At 68.7% G+C, this 15574-nt stretch carries 12 protein-coding genes; 4 read left to right on the forward strand and 8 right to left on the reverse strand.

Annotation, left to right across the window (positions count from 1 at the left end):
• Positions 1–17: 17 nt before the first annotated feature.
• The 7 genes from AC3A6X_RS12290 to hemC form a co-directional block, all read right to left on the reverse strand.
• A complete protein-coding gene (locus tag AC3A6X_RS12290) occupies positions 18–2267 on the reverse strand; it encodes a polysaccharide biosynthesis tyrosine autokinase (RefSeq protein WP_487842405.1) in 2250 nt (749 codons plus the stop codon).
• Positions 2267–2704 (reverse strand): low molecular weight protein-tyrosine-phosphatase, encoded by a 438-nt coding sequence (locus AC3A6X_RS12295; protein WP_487842441.1) that lies wholly within the window; start codon positions 2702–2704, stop codon positions 2267–2269. Before AC3A6X_RS12295 ends, AC3A6X_RS12290 begins: the two co-directional genes overlap by 1 nt.
• Positions 2705–2709: 5 nt before the next feature.
• A complete protein-coding gene (locus AC3A6X_RS12300) occupies positions 2710–3876 on the reverse strand; it encodes a polysaccharide biosynthesis/export family protein (RefSeq protein ID WP_487842406.1) in 1167 nt (388 codons plus the stop codon).
• Between the two features lie 223 nt (positions 3877–4099).
• The gene (locus tag AC3A6X_RS12305; RefSeq protein ID WP_487842407.1) at positions 4100–5383 is read right to left on the reverse strand and encodes a heme biosynthesis HemY N-terminal domain-containing protein; all 1284 of its coding nucleotides are present in this window, start codon (positions 5381–5383) and stop codon (positions 4100–4102) included.
• Positions 5384–5398: 15 nt separating this feature from the next.
• Entirely contained in the window at positions 5399–6475 is a 1077-nt protein-coding gene (locus AC3A6X_RS12310) for a uroporphyrinogen-III C-methyltransferase (RefSeq protein ID WP_487842408.1), read from the reverse strand.
• Positions 6472–7245, reverse strand: coding sequence for a uroporphyrinogen-III synthase (locus AC3A6X_RS12315; RefSeq protein WP_487842409.1), 774 nt, complete (start codon positions 7243–7245; stop codon positions 6472–6474). The genes AC3A6X_RS12310 and AC3A6X_RS12315 overlap by 4 nt, the downstream gene beginning before the upstream one ends.
• Before the next feature lie 5 nt (positions 7246–7250).
• The gene (hemC, locus tag AC3A6X_RS12320) at positions 7251–8156 is read right to left on the reverse strand and encodes a hydroxymethylbilane synthase (protein ID WP_487842410.1); all 906 of its coding nucleotides are present in this window, start codon (positions 8154–8156) and stop codon (positions 7251–7253) included.
• 98 nt (positions 8157–8254) lie between these two features.
• Between hemC and ppc the strand changes: the two genes are divergently transcribed.
• Both ppc and AC3A6X_RS12330 read left to right on the forward strand, forming a co-directional pair.
• A complete protein-coding gene (ppc, locus tag AC3A6X_RS12325; RefSeq protein WP_487842411.1) occupies positions 8255–11185 on the forward strand; it encodes a phosphoenolpyruvate carboxylase in 2931 nt (976 codons plus the stop codon).
• A 48-nt stretch (positions 11186–11233) separates the two neighbouring features.
• The gene (locus tag AC3A6X_RS12330; RefSeq protein ID WP_487842412.1) at positions 11234–12139 is read left to right on the forward strand and encodes a LysR family transcriptional regulator; all 906 of its coding nucleotides are present in this window, start codon (positions 11234–11236) and stop codon (positions 12137–12139) included.
• 70 nt (positions 12140–12209) lie between these two features.
• On the opposite strand, the gene AC3A6X_RS12335 is transcribed toward AC3A6X_RS12330, so the two are convergent.
• Complete coding sequence (locus tag AC3A6X_RS12335; protein WP_487842442.1) at positions 12210–13412, reverse strand: Y-family DNA polymerase; 1203 nt, start codon at positions 13410–13412, stop codon at positions 12210–12212.
• Between the two features lie 107 nt (positions 13413–13519).
• Between AC3A6X_RS12335 and AC3A6X_RS12340 the strand changes: the two genes are divergently transcribed.
• Both AC3A6X_RS12340 and AC3A6X_RS12345 read left to right on the forward strand, forming a co-directional pair.
• A complete protein-coding gene (locus tag AC3A6X_RS12340) occupies positions 13520–14080 on the forward strand; it encodes a putative glycolipid-binding domain-containing protein (RefSeq protein ID WP_487842413.1) in 561 nt (186 codons plus the stop codon).
• A gap of 232 nt (positions 14081–14312) precedes the next feature.
• Positions 14313–15458 carry a DNA topoisomerase IB gene (locus AC3A6X_RS12345; protein WP_487842414.1) on the forward strand — a complete coding sequence of 382 codons (1146 nt, stop codon included), beginning with the start codon at positions 14313–14315 and terminating at the stop codon, positions 15456–15458.
• Positions 15459–15574 lie beyond the last annotated feature (116 nt).

Consider the following 15574-nt stretch of genomic DNA (forward strand, 5'->3'; position numbering starts at 1 on the left):
GCCCGGCTTTTTTTGCTTTACTGCTCTTCGGGCAGGATGCTCTCGTAGTTGTAGCTGGTGTAGCGATAGCGCCCGTACTTGTAAGGCGCAAAGGTGCGGCGGCCCAGGTCCATCGCGTTGAGCAGCACGCCCGTGGCGGCCTTGCCGCCCATGGCGAGCCGGCGCGTGCTCTCCTTCAGCTCGCCCATGGTGGACTGGTCGGCGCGCGCCACCAGCAGCACCGTGCCCGCATGGGCCGCCACGGTGGATGTGTCGGCCGCCACCAGCACCGGTGGCGTGTCGATGACGACCAGGTCGTACTGCTCGGACAGGCGCTCCAGCGTGGTCTTGAACGAGTCCGACACCAGCAGTTCCGCCGGGTTCGGCGGCAGCTGGCCGGTGGCGAGGAAATCGAGGTTGGGCACCACCTGGCGGTGCACGGTCTGCTGCACCGTCAGGCTGCCCGCGATCAGCTCGGACAAGCCGCCGTGGCGCTGCAGGCCGAAGTACTGGTGCGTGTGGCCGCGGCGCAGGTCGGCGTCGATCAGCAGGGTGCGCTTGCCGGCGGCGGCCATCAGGGCGGCGAAGTTCGCTGTCACGAAGCTCTTGCCGACGCCCGGCGTGGGCCCGCTGATCAGCACCCGGTTGTTGGGCGACTCCAGCATCGCGAACTGCATCGCCGTGCGCAGGCTGCGCAGGCTTTCCACAGCCGGATCGTCAGGGTTCTCGATCGCGAGCAGGCGAACGCCGGTCGCGCCGCTGAGACGGCGCTTCGCAATGGCGGCCTGCGAGGGGCTCAGCGGAATGGTCGAGAAGACCGGCAGGCCGGTGTCGGCCTCGACCTCGTGCGGGTCGCGCAGGCGCTGCTCGACGAAGGAGCTGCGAACGAAGGCCGCGACGATGCCGAGGAACAGCCCCAGCGCCAGCGCGGCGGCCATGATCACCTTGCGGTTCGGCTTGACCGGCTGGCTGGGCACCACCGCCTCGTCGAGCACGCGGACGTTGCCGATCTTGCCCTCCTTCACCAGGCGCAGCTGCAGCGCGTTGTTGAGCAGCGACTGGTAGAGCTCGGTGTTCACCTTGACGTCGCGCTCCATGCGCACCGCTTCCTGCTGGATCGCCGGCAGGCCCTTGATGCGCTCCTGGATACTGCCCATGTCGGACCTCAGCGCCGAGATCTGGCTGTCGAGGGTCTGCACCGCCGGGTGCGCGGAGGTGAAGCGCGACTCCAGCTCGCGCCGTCGCTGCTGGGCGTCCAGCAGCTTGGTCTGCCGGTCGACCGACTGGCCCAGAATCAGCGCGGCTTCCTCGCTGAAGGCCACCGTCCCCTTCTGGTTGCGATAGCGGTTGTAGACCTCTTCCGAGGCTTCCAGCTGCTTCTTGAACAGGGGCAGCTGAACGTCCAGGAAGGCCAGGGTCTTCTGTGCCTCCGCGGCCTTGCGCTCGATGTTCTGCTTGACGTACTGGTCGCCCACGGCGTTGAGCACCCGCGTCAGCTTGAAGGGGTCGGTGTCCTGCAGCATCACGTTGACGATGCCGGAGTTCTTGCCGCGCTCGCTGAGGTTGAGGCTGGACTGCAGCCCGATGGTGGTCGGCAGCTTCGCGTAGCGGTACAGGTTGAACAGCGCGCCCGGCTTGCCGGCCAGGGTGTCGATCTGCAGCGAGATCGGGCCCTCGGGCGTGTCGGCCTTGAGCGCCGTGCCGACCGTGCCCTTGATCTGCTGCATGCCCGGATAGTCCAGCGTGTACTGGTTGTTCCCCGCGGCGGTCACGGTGAACAGGCCGCCTTCCATCGAGGTCGGCACGTCGAACTGCGACACGAGGATGCGTTCCGTGCCCGACACATAGCCGTTCAGCCAGAGGAAGCCCGGATCCGACAGGCCATTGGCGCGCCGCGCCAGCCACCCGCCGATGTAGGGCACATAGCGGGGCGCGGACACGATGTAGAGCTTGGTCGCCTCCACCGCCTGGCCCGCGATCATGCGCGAACGGATGATCTCGATCTCGGCGGTTGCCGGCGTCTTCACGTCCACCAGGCCGCCGGCCTCGGCCAGGATGCCCTTGCCGCCGGGTTCGACGTCCTCGACCTGGATCACCATGTTGGACTCGTAGACCGGACGCTCCAGTAAGGCGTAGGTCGCGCCGATCAGGAACACGACGAGCGTGATCGCCGCGATCAGCCACTTGTTCGAGACCAGGACGTCGATGTAACGCCCGAGGTCGAGGTCTTCCTCGTCCGCCGCGCTTGCCGGGGAGGGATTCGTTTTGGTAATGATTGAGGAAGTCATCAACTGGATACTCTTGAAATGCGTTGGGCCCACTGCCTGGCACCGCCTTCGATGAGCCGGAGCGAGTGCTGGAAGACGCCGCGATCAGCGCGGTAGGGATCGGGGACGTCCTCGTCGCTGAACTCGCAGAGGCGGAATACCTTGCCGGAGGCGAAGAGAAAGCGTTCCTGCACCGCGCGGCGTTGCTCGCGGTCCATCACCAGGATCAGGTCGGCGCGCTGGCACAGGTCGAGATCGAGCTGCTGCGCCCGATGCTCTGCGATGTCGATGCCGCGCTCTTCCAGCAGCTCGCAGGCCGTGGGGTCCGCCGGATGGCCGACCAGCGCCTGCAGGCCGGCCGAGGCGACCTGCACCCCGGGCAGCTCCGCCGCCATCAGGGCTTCCGCCATCGGGCTGCGGCAGATGTTGCCGACGCACACGACAAGGACGTTCTGGATGGCCACTATCTGCTGCTCCCGCTGCCGGTGCTGCGCGAGCCCAGGTCGCGATAGGAGGTCGCGGTCGTGGCGGTCGGAAGGATCAGGCTCAACACGCGGTTCCACTGCACCAGCGGCACCGGGTCGACGTACACCACGTCCTTGGGCCTGAGCGCGAAGCCGTCCGCCATCGCGATCGCCGTCGGCGTGCGGGCGTCCAGGTGGAAGATCGACAGGCCGTTGGTCTCGTTGCGGATCACGTAGATCTGGCGCGGATTGGCAGTGCCGAGGTTGACGCCGCCGACCTCGGTCAGCGCATCGTTGAGCGACAGGCGGCCGTTGCGCATCATGACGCCGGTCTGGAGGTTGACCTCGCCCATCACTGTGACCTTGCGCTCGTCGCGGCTGCGCACCATCACCAGGTCGCCCGAGCGCAGCGGGATCCGGGTGGGGTCGATGCCGGCCTCCGCCATGGACATCAGGTCGAGCGAGAAGGTCTTGCCATCGCGCGTCAGGTTCACGGCGGAGCGGTCCCCGTTCGCCGAGAACCCACCCGCGCGGCTGATCGCCTCGGCAAGGGTCATCGGAATGTCGGTGAAGATCTGCAGGCCCGGCTGACGCACCTCGCCTTCGATGTAGGTGCGCTTGCTGCGGAAGGCGTTGACGCGCACGCTCAGCTGCGGGTCCTTGAAGACGCGGGACAGCCGCTTGACCAGCGTCTCTTCCAGCTCTTGAACCGTCATGCCCTCGGCCTTGAGCTGGCCCACGTAGGGGAAGCTCATGAAGCCGGTGTTGGACACGATGAAGCCCGGCGCCGGCGACACGCTCGACTGGTCCGCCACGGTGGTCGCGGGGATTCCGCTGAACACGATTTCCGGATGGTCGTAAACCACGACGCTCACCACGTCGCCTGGACCGATCTTGTAAACCGGTGCCTCGCCCACCAGCGCACGCACCTCGGGCGGCACGTTGTTGCCAACGGCGGCGCGCTGGGCACGGATCAGCTGAGGCGTGATCTCGGTGATCGCGCCGGGCGGCGGCGGATCGATCTCCGTGGTGGAGAAGCCCGATGGCGACACGGCCTGGTCGGCATCGTTGCTCGCCGAGCGGAAGCCCGGCGCCAGGGGCGCGCAAGCCTGTAACAGCAGCCCGGCCGAGGCGAACAAAATGGCATGTAATAGAAAACGTTTCAAACCCGACTCCGCGTCATGACCCTGAATGAATACTTTTGCAAACAGTTACGACTGTACATCAGCAAAGCGCCCCGCTCAAATTGTTTCTTGGCTTAGAGCGTTAGGCAGAGTAAACGGGTGTGGGCCCGGATGGGGTAAGCGAGCTCCTACACGGCGCAATTCAGGCTGGAATTGGGCTTTCAGCTATCAAAAAGATAGCTGGCGCCAGGGCGATGTAGGCCCCTCAGGGGGTCTCGATCTGGGCAGCGCGCTTCCAGGCGGCCGAGGCCTGGTCCGCGTCGTCGCGAGCTTCCGCCAGTTGTGCCAGCGCCTGCCAGGCGCGGCGGTGCAAGACCGGGTCTTGTAACCCCAGGCCGGCATGCGTGAGCAGTTGTTGCGCCTTGCCCCAGAGCTGACGCTTCATGCAGGCCATGCCCGCGAGGTACTGCAGATTGGCGTCGCGCGGATCGTTGCGCTGCGCCGATTCGATGCGAGCCAGCCAGTCGGCATCGACCGAATCGAGCCCGGCCTCCAGTGCCCGCACCAGCTTCACGCGCAGGGACTCGCCCAGGCTGCGGGGCTGCTCGACCATGCGCTCCCAGACGGGCAGCAGCCAGGCGCGCGCCAGTGTGAGGTCGCCGCGCAGCGCCACCATGCGCTGCGCCGCATGGATGGCGACCTCGGGCATCTCGCGTTCGGCGGCCTCGAGCTCGCCCCAGGCCCGCAGCAGCTGGGTGGGGTCATGCGCGCCCGAGAGCAGTTCGGCAGCCAGCCCGCGCACGATGCTCTGCGCGGCGGCATCGGAGAAGGCGCGATGCTTGGCCAGCAGGCGAGCGGTCTCCAGCGCTTCCAGCGTGCGCCGGTCCTGGCGCGCTGCCTTGAGCCGCAGGCGCAGGGCCAGCGTGCGGCGCTGGGCACCCTGCGGCAGCTCCTCCAGCCGCGCCAGGGCGGCGGGGGCGTCGCGATCGTCGAGCGCCCACCGGGCCGCGCGCAATTGCACGCCTTCGCGCGTCTCGGGGCTGACGAACACGCCGCGCTCGGCGCTCTCGTTGAGCGCCTGCTGCAGGTGCGCATCGCGCGCGGGCCGGTCCTGCAGAGCCTGAGCGCTCTCCGCGGCGAGCAGGTGCGACAGCACGCGGATCTGCTGCGCCTGCGGCAGGTTCGCATCCAGCGCGGCCAGGGTCCGCTCCTGCGCGAGGGCTGCCTGCGCCGCCTTGCGCGAGCGCGAGAAGCGCCCGGCCAGCAATTGCGCCAGGGCGTCGAGCAGGGCCGCGTGCAGGGACCGCTCCTTTTGCTGCAGGCGCCATTGCCGCGCCTGCCGCGGCAGGGAGAACAGCGCCGACAAGGCGCGCAAGGCCACATGCAGCAGCCCGAAGGCCAACAGCAAGAGCAACAGCGTGAGATTGAGCGACAGGTCGACCCGCCAGGGCGGCCAGAAGACGGTGATGGTGCCCTGGTTGTTGCCGGCGAACAGCGCCACCGCCGCCGCGATGGCGAACAGGGCCAGGAACCACAGTGCCGCGCGCATACCCTGCCCTGGCCCCTAGCGACCGGCCGCCGCCGTCGTGAGCGCCGCCAGCGTGTCGTCGATGCGCGGCGTCTCGCTGGTCTTGATCTGCGTCTGCAGCTGCTGCAGCAGCGTCGCCGCTGACTGGACGCGGCGCGAGGCCGGGTCGAAGTAGCGATTGAGGGAGGCCGAAACGGTGGCCAGCTCGTTGCGCGCCGTGTCGAACTGCCGGGACAGCAGGGCCAGGCGCGCGTTGAGCAGTTGGAGCTTCAGGTTCTCGCGCAGGAAGAAGGTCTGGTCGGGCGACAGCAGCACGGCCTCGGGGCGGTCGATGCGGCCCACGCGCAGCAGCGAGCGCGCCTCGTTGCGCACCATCAGCAGCGCACGCTGCCACCAGGGCGCGTCGGCCGGCACCGGCTCGGCCTGCCAGGGGTTGAGGCCGGCGCCGCGCGTGGCCACCGCGTTGAGCGGCGGCAGCTCGTCCACCATGCGCACCAGGTCATCGAGCTTGCGCAGGGTCGCGCCGCTCTCGGCACTGGCGCTGGCCTGCAGGCGCTCGGCATCGCGCTGCATCGAGCGCTGCAGGGGCGCCAGCCGCGGCTGGGCGGCACGCGCGATGCGCTGGTCGCCGGCCTTGAGCGCGGCCAGCAGCGGCTGCACGTTGCCCGTGACCTCCGCCTGCTGCAACGCGAGGCGCACCGCGGCCTCGATGTCGACCACCAGGTTCTCGTCGCGCGAGCGCGAGAGGCTCTGCATCAGTTCCTCGAGTTGCGAGCGCTGCAACGCAACCTCTGCCACCCGGGTCTCGTTGAGCGCCAGACGCGCCGCCGTGTCTCGCACCGTCTCCTGCGCCTGGCGCGCCAGGGTGCGGGCCTCCATGGATTGCGCCATCGCGTCGGCGCTCTGCCGCGCCAGCTGCTCCTGCATTCCGCTGACCTTCTGCCAGAGGACCAGCACCGCCACCAGCGCCAGCACCGCGGCGGCAGCCAGGAGCCCGAGCAGGACCTTCGAGAGCGTGTTGGCGTGGACCGGCGCCGCCTGCAGCGGCACCGGCACGGGCGCGCGCGCCGCCGGTTCCTGCAGGGATTCGTTCAACACGGAGGCGTCGCTCATGCGAAGGATTCTATAGACGCGATCAGCGCGGCCAGCGCCGGGGAAGAGACCCGCACCGTCCCGAAACCCGCGTCCCGCGCGGCTTCCGCGATGCGGGGGTGGGTGGCGATCGCGCGCGCCGAGGTCCACGCCGTGACGGGCAGCGCGGCGCGCAGATGGACGATGGCTTCGGCGCTGCTGAAGAGCCAGACGGCCTCGCCGCGTGCGCCTTCTCCGGCCAATGCGCGCGCGGCAGCGTCGAGCGGCGCGGGCAGCCGCCGGTAGGCGACCACGGTATCGCAGGTGCCGCCGGCCGCGGCGATCTCGCGCGCCAGCCAGGCGCGTCCGGCCGGGTGTCCCGACGCATCGCCGCCGCGCACGATCAGCACGCGCACGCCGGCATGCACCTGCGCATGCACACGGGCCCACAGCGCCTCGGAATCGAACTGTTCCGCGTCCTGGGCCGGCGCGTCGATCGCGCAGGCCGGCACGCCGGCCTGCTGCAATGCGCGCACGGTGCCGGGGCCGGTGGCCCAGCAGCGCGGACGCAGACCGGCAGCAAGGGCGCGGGCTTCGTCGAAGAAGTGTTCGGCGGCGGCGGCGCTCACGAACATCAGCGCGGCGTAGTCGTCGAGGCGCTGGCGTGCTGCCTGGAGCTCCGCCCCGTCGGCTACCGGCTCGATCGCGATCAAGGGCAGCGCCTGTGCGTCCAGCCCGGCGGCGCGCAATGCCTCCACCCAGCGCGCCGCCTCGCGCGCAGGGCGCGTGACGATCACTCGGGGCGCCGGCATCTCATTCAGTGTGCGCCGCCCTCGCGCAGGAGGCGGGCGGCGTGGTCGCCGAGCGCGGCAGCCTGCGTGGCATCGGCAACCGAGGCTTGCGCGTGGACGCGGACCAGCTGCGCCGCGCCTTCGGGATCGCCCCAGGCCGCATCGATGCGCAGTTGGTCGCCGGCCTCCCAGCGCGCATGGGCCGCAAGCGGCATCGAGCAGCTGCCGCCCATGGCCCGGCTCACCGCACGCTCGGCCGCTGTGGCGAGCTGGTCCAGAGGGCTGGCGAGCGGCGCCAGCAAGGCGACTAAGTCGCCGCGGTCGGCGCGTACCTCGATGCCCAGCGCGCCCTGCCCTGCGGCCGGCAGCATGACCTCGGGTTCGAAGACGGTGCGGATGCGATGCTCCAGGCCCAGGCGCTTGAGCCCGGCAGCCGCCAATACGATGGCGTCGTACTGCCCTTCGTCGAGCTTGCGCAGCCGGGTATCGAGGTTGCCGCGCAAGGGCTCGATGCGCAGGTCGGGCCGCAGCGCGCGCAGCAGCACCACGCGGCGCAGGCTGGAGGTGCCGACCACCGCGCCCTGCGGCAGGGCCTCGAGCGAATCGTGGCGCGGCGACACCAGCGCATCGCGCGGATCCTCGCGCTCCAGCACGCAGGCCAGCGCGAAACCCGCGGGCAGGTCCATCGGCACATCCTTGAGCGAATGCACCGCGATGTCGGCACGGCCCTCCTCGAGCGCCAGCTCGAGTTCCTTCACGAACAGGCCCTTGCCGCCGACCTTGGAAAGCGAGCGGTCGAGGATCTGGTCGCCGCGCGTGGTCATGCCGAGCAGGCTGACCGTGTGGCCTTGTTGCTGGAGCAGGGACTGCACGTGCTCCGCCTGCCAGAGGGCCAGGCGGCTTTCGCGCGTGGCGATCACGATGTTGCTCAAAGGGCCGTTTCCGTTGCTGTGGGGGATCGGGGAGATGCTAGCATTGTTGCGACGCAGCAACGACGGCGCAGACCAGGTCGAACGAGGAGATCTCCCCAATGAAAAGCAGCCCCACCCCCGCTTCGGCATCCAGGCGCCGCGACAGCATCGAAGAGCAGCCGCTGATCGACGACATCCGCCTGCTCGGCCGCATCCTCGGCGACGTGATCCGCGAGCAAGAGGGCGAGGAAGCCTTCGCGCTGGTGGAGAAGATCCGCACGCTGTCTGTCTCCTTCCGGCGCGACGCCGACCATGCGGCCGACCGCGCGCTCAAGAACCTGCTCAAGGGCTTGAGCGCGGCCGAGACGGTGCGCGTGATCCGCGCCTTCACCTACTTCAGCCACCTGGCGAACCTCGCCGAAGACCGCCACCTGATCCGCCGCCGCACCGAGGCCGAGCGCGCCGGCGAGAGCGCCGCCGCGGGCAGCCTCGAGCTGGCGCTGGCACGCATCCGCAAGGCCGGCATCGCGCCGGCGGCGGTGGTGGAGTCGCTGGCGCACAGCTATGTGTCACCGGTGCTCACCGCCCACCCAACCGAGGTGCAGCGCAAGAGCATCCTGGATGCCGAGCGCGCCATCGCGCAGCTGCTCACCGAGCGCGACGACATCAAGCTGCGCCAGCGCGCCTTCGCCGGTGCCAAGGACGCGCTGACGCCCGTCGCCCTGGCCGACAACGAGAGCCGCATGCGCTCGCGCGTGATCCAGCTCTGGCAGACGCGCCTGCTGCGCTTCTCCAAGCTCACGGTTGCCGACGAAATCGAGAACGCGCTGAGCTACTACGAGGCCACCTTCCTGCGCGAGATCCCGCGCGTCTACGCCGACCTCGAGAAGGCGCTGGGCCAGAGGGAGATCGCGCCCTTCCTGCGCATGGGCCAGTGGATCGGCGGCGACCGTGACGGCAACCCCAACGTCAGCGCCGAAAGTCTGGAGTACGCGATGCGCCGCCAGGCCGAGCTCGCACTGCGCTACTACCTGACCGAGGTGCACTTCCTCGGTGGCGAGCTCTCGCTGTCGGCCACCCTGGTCGATGTGTCGGTGGAGATGCAGGCGCTGGCCGAGCGCTCGCCCGACCACAACGAGCACCGCCAGGACGAGCCCTACCGCCGCGCCCTCACCGGCATCTATGCGCGCCTGGCAGCCACGCTGCGCGAGCTCACGGGCGGCGAGGCGGCGCGCCATGCGGTCGCGCCGCAGAACCCGTACCACCAAGCGGAGGAGTTCCTGGCCGACCTGCGCGTGATCCAGGAATCGCTCCTCGACAAGCACGGCGTCGCGATGGTCGCGCAGCGGCTGGCGCCGCTGATCCGCGCGGTCGAGGTGTTCGGCTTCCACCTCGCGACGGTGGACCTGCGCCAGAGCTCGGACAAGCACGAGGCGGTGGTGGCCGAGCTGCTGGCGACCGCGCGCATCGAGCCCGACTACGCGGCGCTGGCCGAGGAAGCCAAGCAGACGCTGCTGCTGCGCCTGCTCGACGACGCCCGCCCCCTGCGCGTGCCCGACGCCGCCTATTCGCCGCTGGCGCAGAGCGAGCTCGCGATCTTCGCGGCCGCGCGCACCGCCCGCGCGCGCTATGGCGCGGCGGCGATTCGCCACTACATCATCAGCCACACCGAGACGGTGAGCGACCTGCTGGAGGCGCTGCTGCTGCAGAAAGAAGTGGGCCTGCTGCGCGGCACTTTGAGCAACGGCGCCCCCACGCTCGGCACTGGCATGCCCTCGCTGCCCCCGGAGGGGGAGCTCGCTGGCTCGGGGCGGCCCGGCGCTGCGCTCGGCAACGCCACCTGCGATCTCATCGTGGTGCCGCTGTTCGAAACCATCGAAGACCTGCGCAATGCCGCTCCCATCGTGCGCGCCTTCTACGCCCTGCCCGGCATCCAGGCCCTGATACAGCGCTCGGGCGCCGAGCAGGACGTGATGCTCGGCTACAGCGACAGCAACAAGGACGGCGGCATCTTCACCAGCAACTGGGAGCTCTACCGGGCGGGCACCGCGCTGGCGGCCCTCATCGACGAGCTGAACAAGAAATCCGGGACCTCCATCCGCCTGCGCATGTTCCACGGCCGGGGCGGCACCGTCGGGCGCGGTGGCGGCCCGAGCTACCAGGCCATCCTGGCCCAGCCGCCGGGCACGGTGCGCGGACAGATCCGCCTGACCGAGCAAGGCGAGGTGATCGGCTCCAAGTACGCCAACCGCGAGATCGGCCGCCGCAACCTCGAGACCCTGGTCGCCGCCACGCTGGAGGCCACGCTGCTGCCTTCGGCCAAGCCCGCGCCGTCGAGCTTCATGGCTGCCGCCGCCGAGCTGTCGGCGGCCAGCATGGCGACCTACCGCGCACTGGTTTACGACACACCCGGCTTCGGCGACTACTTCTTCAGTGCCACGCCGATCCGCGAGATCGCCGAGCTCAACATCGGCTCGCGGCCGGCCTCGCGAAATCCCAGCCGCCGCATCGAGGACCTGCGCGCCGTGCCCTGGAGCTTCAGCTGGGGCCAGTGCCGGCTCACGCTGCCGGGCTGGTACGGCTTCGGCTCGGCGATCGAGCAGTTCCTCGCTGCCGCCGGCGGCGCCGCGGCGCGCAAGGAGCGGCAGGCCCTGCTGCAGCGCATGTATGCGCAATGGCCCTTCTTCAGCACCCTGCTGTCGAACATGGACATGGTGCTGGCCAAGAGCGACCTCGCCCTGGCCTCGCGCTACGCCGAGCTGGTCGAGGAGCGCAAGCTGCGCCAGAAGGTGTTCTCGATGATCGAGGCCGAATGGCACCGCACGTCCGATGCGCTGGCGTTGATCACCGGGGCGAAGCAGCGGCTGGAAGGCAACGTCGAGATGCAGCGCTCGATCCGCCACCGCTTCCCCTACATCGATCCCCTGCACCACCTGCAGGTCGAGCTGATGCGCCGCTGGCGCGCCGGCCAACAGGACGACGAGCGCCTTCAGCGCGGCATCCACATGTCGATCAACGGCGTGGCCGCGGGCCTTCGGAACACGGGCTGACCGCGCTGAAGCCGAAAATCCCGGGTCGCCGCACAATCGGCGACTGACATGGACAGCCTCGACCTCATCCGCACTTTCCGCGAAGTTGCCGCCTACGGCAGCTTCTCCCGCGCCGCCAGCCGGCTCGACATGTCCAAGGCCACCGTGAGCAAGTACGTGGCCGAGCTGGAGAGCCGCTTCGGCGTGCGCTTGCTCAACCGCTCGACCCGCTCCGTCAGCCTCACCGACGCCGGGGCGCTGCTGCTGGAGCGCAGCAAGCCGGTGATGGAGATGGTGGAGCTCACCCAGGCGGAACTGCAGGAGCATGCGAGCCAGCCGCGCGGCCGGTTGCGCATCTCGGCGCCGCACGGCATGGGCCAGGGCGATCTGCCCAAGCTGCTGGCGCAGTTCATGGGCTACTACCCCGAGGTCAGCCTGAGCCTGCACCTGAGCAACCGCCAGGTCGACATGGCCGAGGAGGCCGTCGACCTCGCGCTGCGGGTCGGCCCGATCGAAGACGACAACCTGATCGTGCGCAAGCTGACGCAGCTCACGCTGGTGGTGTGCGCCTCGCCACGCTACTGGCAGAAGCACGGCGCGCCTTCGCACCCGGCCGAGCTGGCGCAGCATGACGCGCTGACCCATTCCCGGCTCGGCACCCATCCGCAATGGCGTTTCGAGGTCGACGGCCAGCCGCTGGACGTGCCGGTGAAGAGCCGCATGGACGCCTCCGAGGCCGGACCGCTGATCGAGGCCGCGCTGATGGGCTTCGGTGTGCTGTACCTGCCGGCCCTGCTGGTCCAGACCCACATCGACCACGGCGAGCTGGTGCCGGTGCTGAAGGACTGCGTGCGCAGCGACATGTGGCTCTCGGCCGCCTACCTGCAACGCCGCCACAACAGTGCCGCCCTGCGCGCGCTGCTGGACTTCCTGCAGACGCGCATCGGGCAGAAATACCCCTCGGGCAAGCGCTAGATGCCATGAAGGACTGCCCCGGGTGCGTCCGCTCGTAGAGCGGGAAGTGCCAGGGTTGGCGAACGAAGGTCTAGAAGAGCGAAGCCGTCGTCGCAAGCTCCGCCGCGGCGCGCGATTGTCCCGCGGATCCGCCGTGCGCCGGCGCCAGCAGGGCCTCCGGACTGCCCGCCTTCACAAGCGCCCCGACACGCACGCCCAGCAGGCGCAGCGGCTGCTCCAGCGGCACGCGCTTGAGGCAGCGTCCAGCCGCCTGGCGGATGGTCTTCGCGTCCGAGGTGAACTGTTCGATGGTCTGGTCGCGCGTTGCGATCTTGAAATCGTCGTAGCGCAGCTTGATCCCGATGGTCTTTCCTACATAGCCCTTGCGTTGCAGGTCCTCCGCGACCTTCTCGCACAGGTGCGTGAAGATGGCGCCCAGCTCGGCGCGGTCGCGCACCGCGTGCAAGTCGCGCTCGAAGGTGGTCTCGCGACTCATCGACACCGGCTCGCTCTCGGTCACCAACGGGCGCTCGTCGCGGCCCCATGCCACCTCGTGCATCCAGGCGCCGGTGGCCTTGCCGAAGTTCTGGATCAGCCAATCGCGCTCGCGAGCCGCGAGCTCGCCGATGGTGCGGATGCCGAAGCGCTGCAGCTTCTCGTCGGCCTTGGGCCCGATGCCGTTGACCTTGCGGCAGGGCAGCGGCCAGATGCGCGTCTGCAGGTCGTGCTCGTAGACCACCGAGATGCCGTTCGGCTTCTCGAACTCGCTCGCCATCTTGGCCAGCAACTTGTTAGGCGCGACGCCAATGGAGCAGGTGAGCCCGGTGGCCTCGAGAATCGAGCGCTGGATCAACCGCGCCAGCACGCGCCCGCCCTCGCGCTGGCCGCCGGGCACCTCGGTGAAGTCGATGTACACCTCATCGACGCCGCGGTCTTCCATCACCGGCGCGATCTCGGTGATCACCTTCTTGAACATGCGCGAGTAGCGGCGGTACTCGTCGAAATCGACTGGCAGGATGATGGCCCGCGGACACAGCTTTGCCGCTTTCATCAGCCCCATCGCGGAGCCGACGCCGAACGGGCGCGCCGGATAGGTCGCGGTGGTGATCACGCCGCGGCCCACGTAGTCCTTGAGCAGCGGGAAGGCCTCGACGGGGATATCGGCCAGGGTGCTGCCTTCCGGCAGCTCGCGGATGGCCTCGTCCACCTTGCGCCGGCCGCCTCCGATCACCACCGGGAGCCCCTTGAGCTGCGGGTAGCGCAGCAGTTCCGCCGAGGCGTAGAAAGCATCCATGTCGAGGTGGGCAATGCGGCGGATCGGAGCAGTGGTCACGGCCCGGATTTTGAACGCTCCTGGCAGGGCACTGGTGCGGCGGGGGCATCGATGCCATCATCCGGTTCATGCAAATCGTAGCCACCATGTTCTGGCGCCGGCTCGACCTGCCCGGCCATGATGCCTGCCGCCTCGAGAAGCACGGCGACGGGTGGCAGCTCGACGGCGCCGCCGTCTTTCGCGGCGAGAACGGCCAGCCTGCCCGTCTGGACTACCGCGTGCATTGCGACAAGGCATGGCATGCGAAATGGGGGCGTGTGCGCGGCTGGATCGGAAGCCTGGCCGTGGACTTTGCGATCGCGCGCGGCGCCAACGGCGAATGGTTGCTCAATGACCAGCGGGTGCCGGGCTTGGCCCATTGCACGGACCTGGACCTGGGCTTCACACCTGCCACCAACCTGCTGCCCTTGCGTCGGCTGAACCTCCAGGTTGGAGAAAGCGCCGGGGCGCCGGCCGCCTGGCTCGACCTTGACGACGAGGGCCTGAGCGCACTGGAGCAGCATTACGAGCGCCGCGGCGATGCCGAATACTGGTACCAGTCGCCGCGCTTCGACTACGAAGGGGTGCTCCTGACGACGCCGGACGGCTTCGTGACGCACTACCCAACGCTCTGGCAGCCCGGGGACTGAGGGACCATCTTGACGGTGGCGAGGCAGGTCTAGGCCTGCGCGCCAGCTGCCTGCTCACGACGAAGGGCAACGGCGTCGTCCGTGACGCACGGTCTGCAGGCACACCGTGGTCATCTCAAGGGCGCGCTTCGGACCCGCAACGCTTGCGGCGTCCTACAGCCGTGCGGGGTCCGCGCCATCTCCGGGGAAGCGCCCAGGAATGCACCCTTGCGTTTCCATCTTCCCAAAGCTCATGGCTGAAGCTGCAAGTTCTCGACCGGTGCCCCTCGCCAACGGCCTCGTCTACGTGAATGCCGAAATGCCTGGGCTCACGCGTGCGCGACATGGCCGCAGCTTTCGCTACCGGGATGCGAGGGGCCAATGGTTGCGTGACGTCGACGAGATTTCCCGCATCAGGCAGTTGGCCATTCCGCCCGCGTACACCGATGTCTGGATCTGTCCCTTGCCCAACGGCCACTTGCAGGCGACCGGAATCGATGCGCGCGGCCGGAAGCAATACCGCTACCACGCCAAATGGCGCCTGATGAAGGACGAGACCAAGTTCGAGCGACTCGAGCTATTCGGGCGCGCTTTGCCGAAGATCCGCGCGCGTGTGGCGCAAGACCTTCGCTCGGGCGCGAGGGGGGCGTTGCCGGGACGCGCGCCGGTGTTGGCCACGCTGGTGCGACTGCTCGACATCACGTTCCTGCGGGTGGGCAATGAGGAATATGCGAGCAGCAATCGCTCCTACGGCCTTACGACCTTGCGCAACCGGCATGTGGATGTTCGCGGCGCTTCTCTCAAGCTGCGCTTTCGGGGCAAGAGCGGCGTGCTGCATGAGGCGCGGGTCGACGATCCGAGGGTGGCGCGCGTGATCCGGCGGTGCCAGCAGTTGCCGGGCCAAGAGCTGTTCCAGTACCAGGATTCGGACGGTGAATTGCGCACCGTGTCGTCAACCGACGTCAACGACTACCTGCGCGAGGCCGCCGGAGAAAATTTCACCGCTAAGGATTTCCGGACTTGGCACGGGACGGTGCAGGCACTCGAACTGACGCGGCTTGCTTGCAGCAGTGATTCGGTAGGGGAATTGGCAGGGCCGCGCTTCAGTGCCAAGGAAATTCTCAGTACGGTGGCCAAGCAACTCGGCAATACGCCGGCGGTTTGCAAGAAGGCGTACATTCATCCGGCAGTGCTGACGCTCGGCGCCGAGTTGGCCGCGGACTCGGGTGCAATGACCGAAATCTGGAAGGAACTTACCGGCACGATTCAAAGTGTGCGTCGGCTTCGGTCAGCAGAGGTGCGGTTGCTCGCTTTTCTGCGGCGGCATCGACTCGAGGCACGGCGCGCCCAGAAGTCCATCGCGGCCAATGGAAGACGATCGCGGACAGGGGCCCGGTAGTCCGGTAGTCCGCGTCACACTGAAGGACAACCCGAACGTCAAAAAGCCCAACCATTTCTGGTTGGGCTTTTTGGGGCTGTAAGAGCCTGACGATGACCTACTTTCACACGGGAACC

It is taken from the genome of Variovorax sp. Soil_C_12 (genome assembly GCF_057657375.1).

Coding starts and splice junctions, on each gene's coding strand:
- AC3A6X_RS12290 (WP_487842405.1), bottom strand. CDS start 2,267: ATGACTTCCTCAATCATTACCAAAACGAATCCCTCCCCGGCAAGCGCG.
- AC3A6X_RS12305 (WP_487842407.1), bottom strand. CDS start 5,383: ATGCGCGCGGCACTGTGGTTCCTGGCCCTGTTCGCCATCGCGGCGGCG.
- AC3A6X_RS12310 (WP_487842408.1), bottom strand. CDS start 6,475: ATGAGCGACGCCTCCGTGTTGAACGAATCCCTGCAGGAACCGGCGGCG.
- AC3A6X_RS12315 (WP_487842409.1), bottom strand. CDS start 7,245: ATGCCGGCGCCCCGAGTGATCGTCACGCGCCCTGCGCGCGAGGCGGCG.
- ppc (WP_487842411.1), top strand. CDS start 8,255: ATGAAAAGCAGCCCCACCCCCGCTTCGGCATCCAGGCGCCGCGACAGC.
- AC3A6X_RS12330 (WP_487842412.1), top strand. CDS start 11,234: ATGGACAGCCTCGACCTCATCCGCACTTTCCGCGAAGTTGCCGCCTAC.
- AC3A6X_RS12335 (WP_487842442.1), bottom strand. CDS start 13,412: ATGGATGCTTTCTACGCCTCGGCGGAACTGCTGCGCTACCCGCAGCTC.
- AC3A6X_RS12340 (WP_487842413.1), top strand. CDS start 13,520: ATGCAAATCGTAGCCACCATGTTCTGGCGCCGGCTCGACCTGCCCGGC.
- AC3A6X_RS12345 (WP_487842414.1), top strand. CDS start 14,313: ATGGCTGAAGCTGCAAGTTCTCGACCGGTGCCCCTCGCCAACGGCCTC.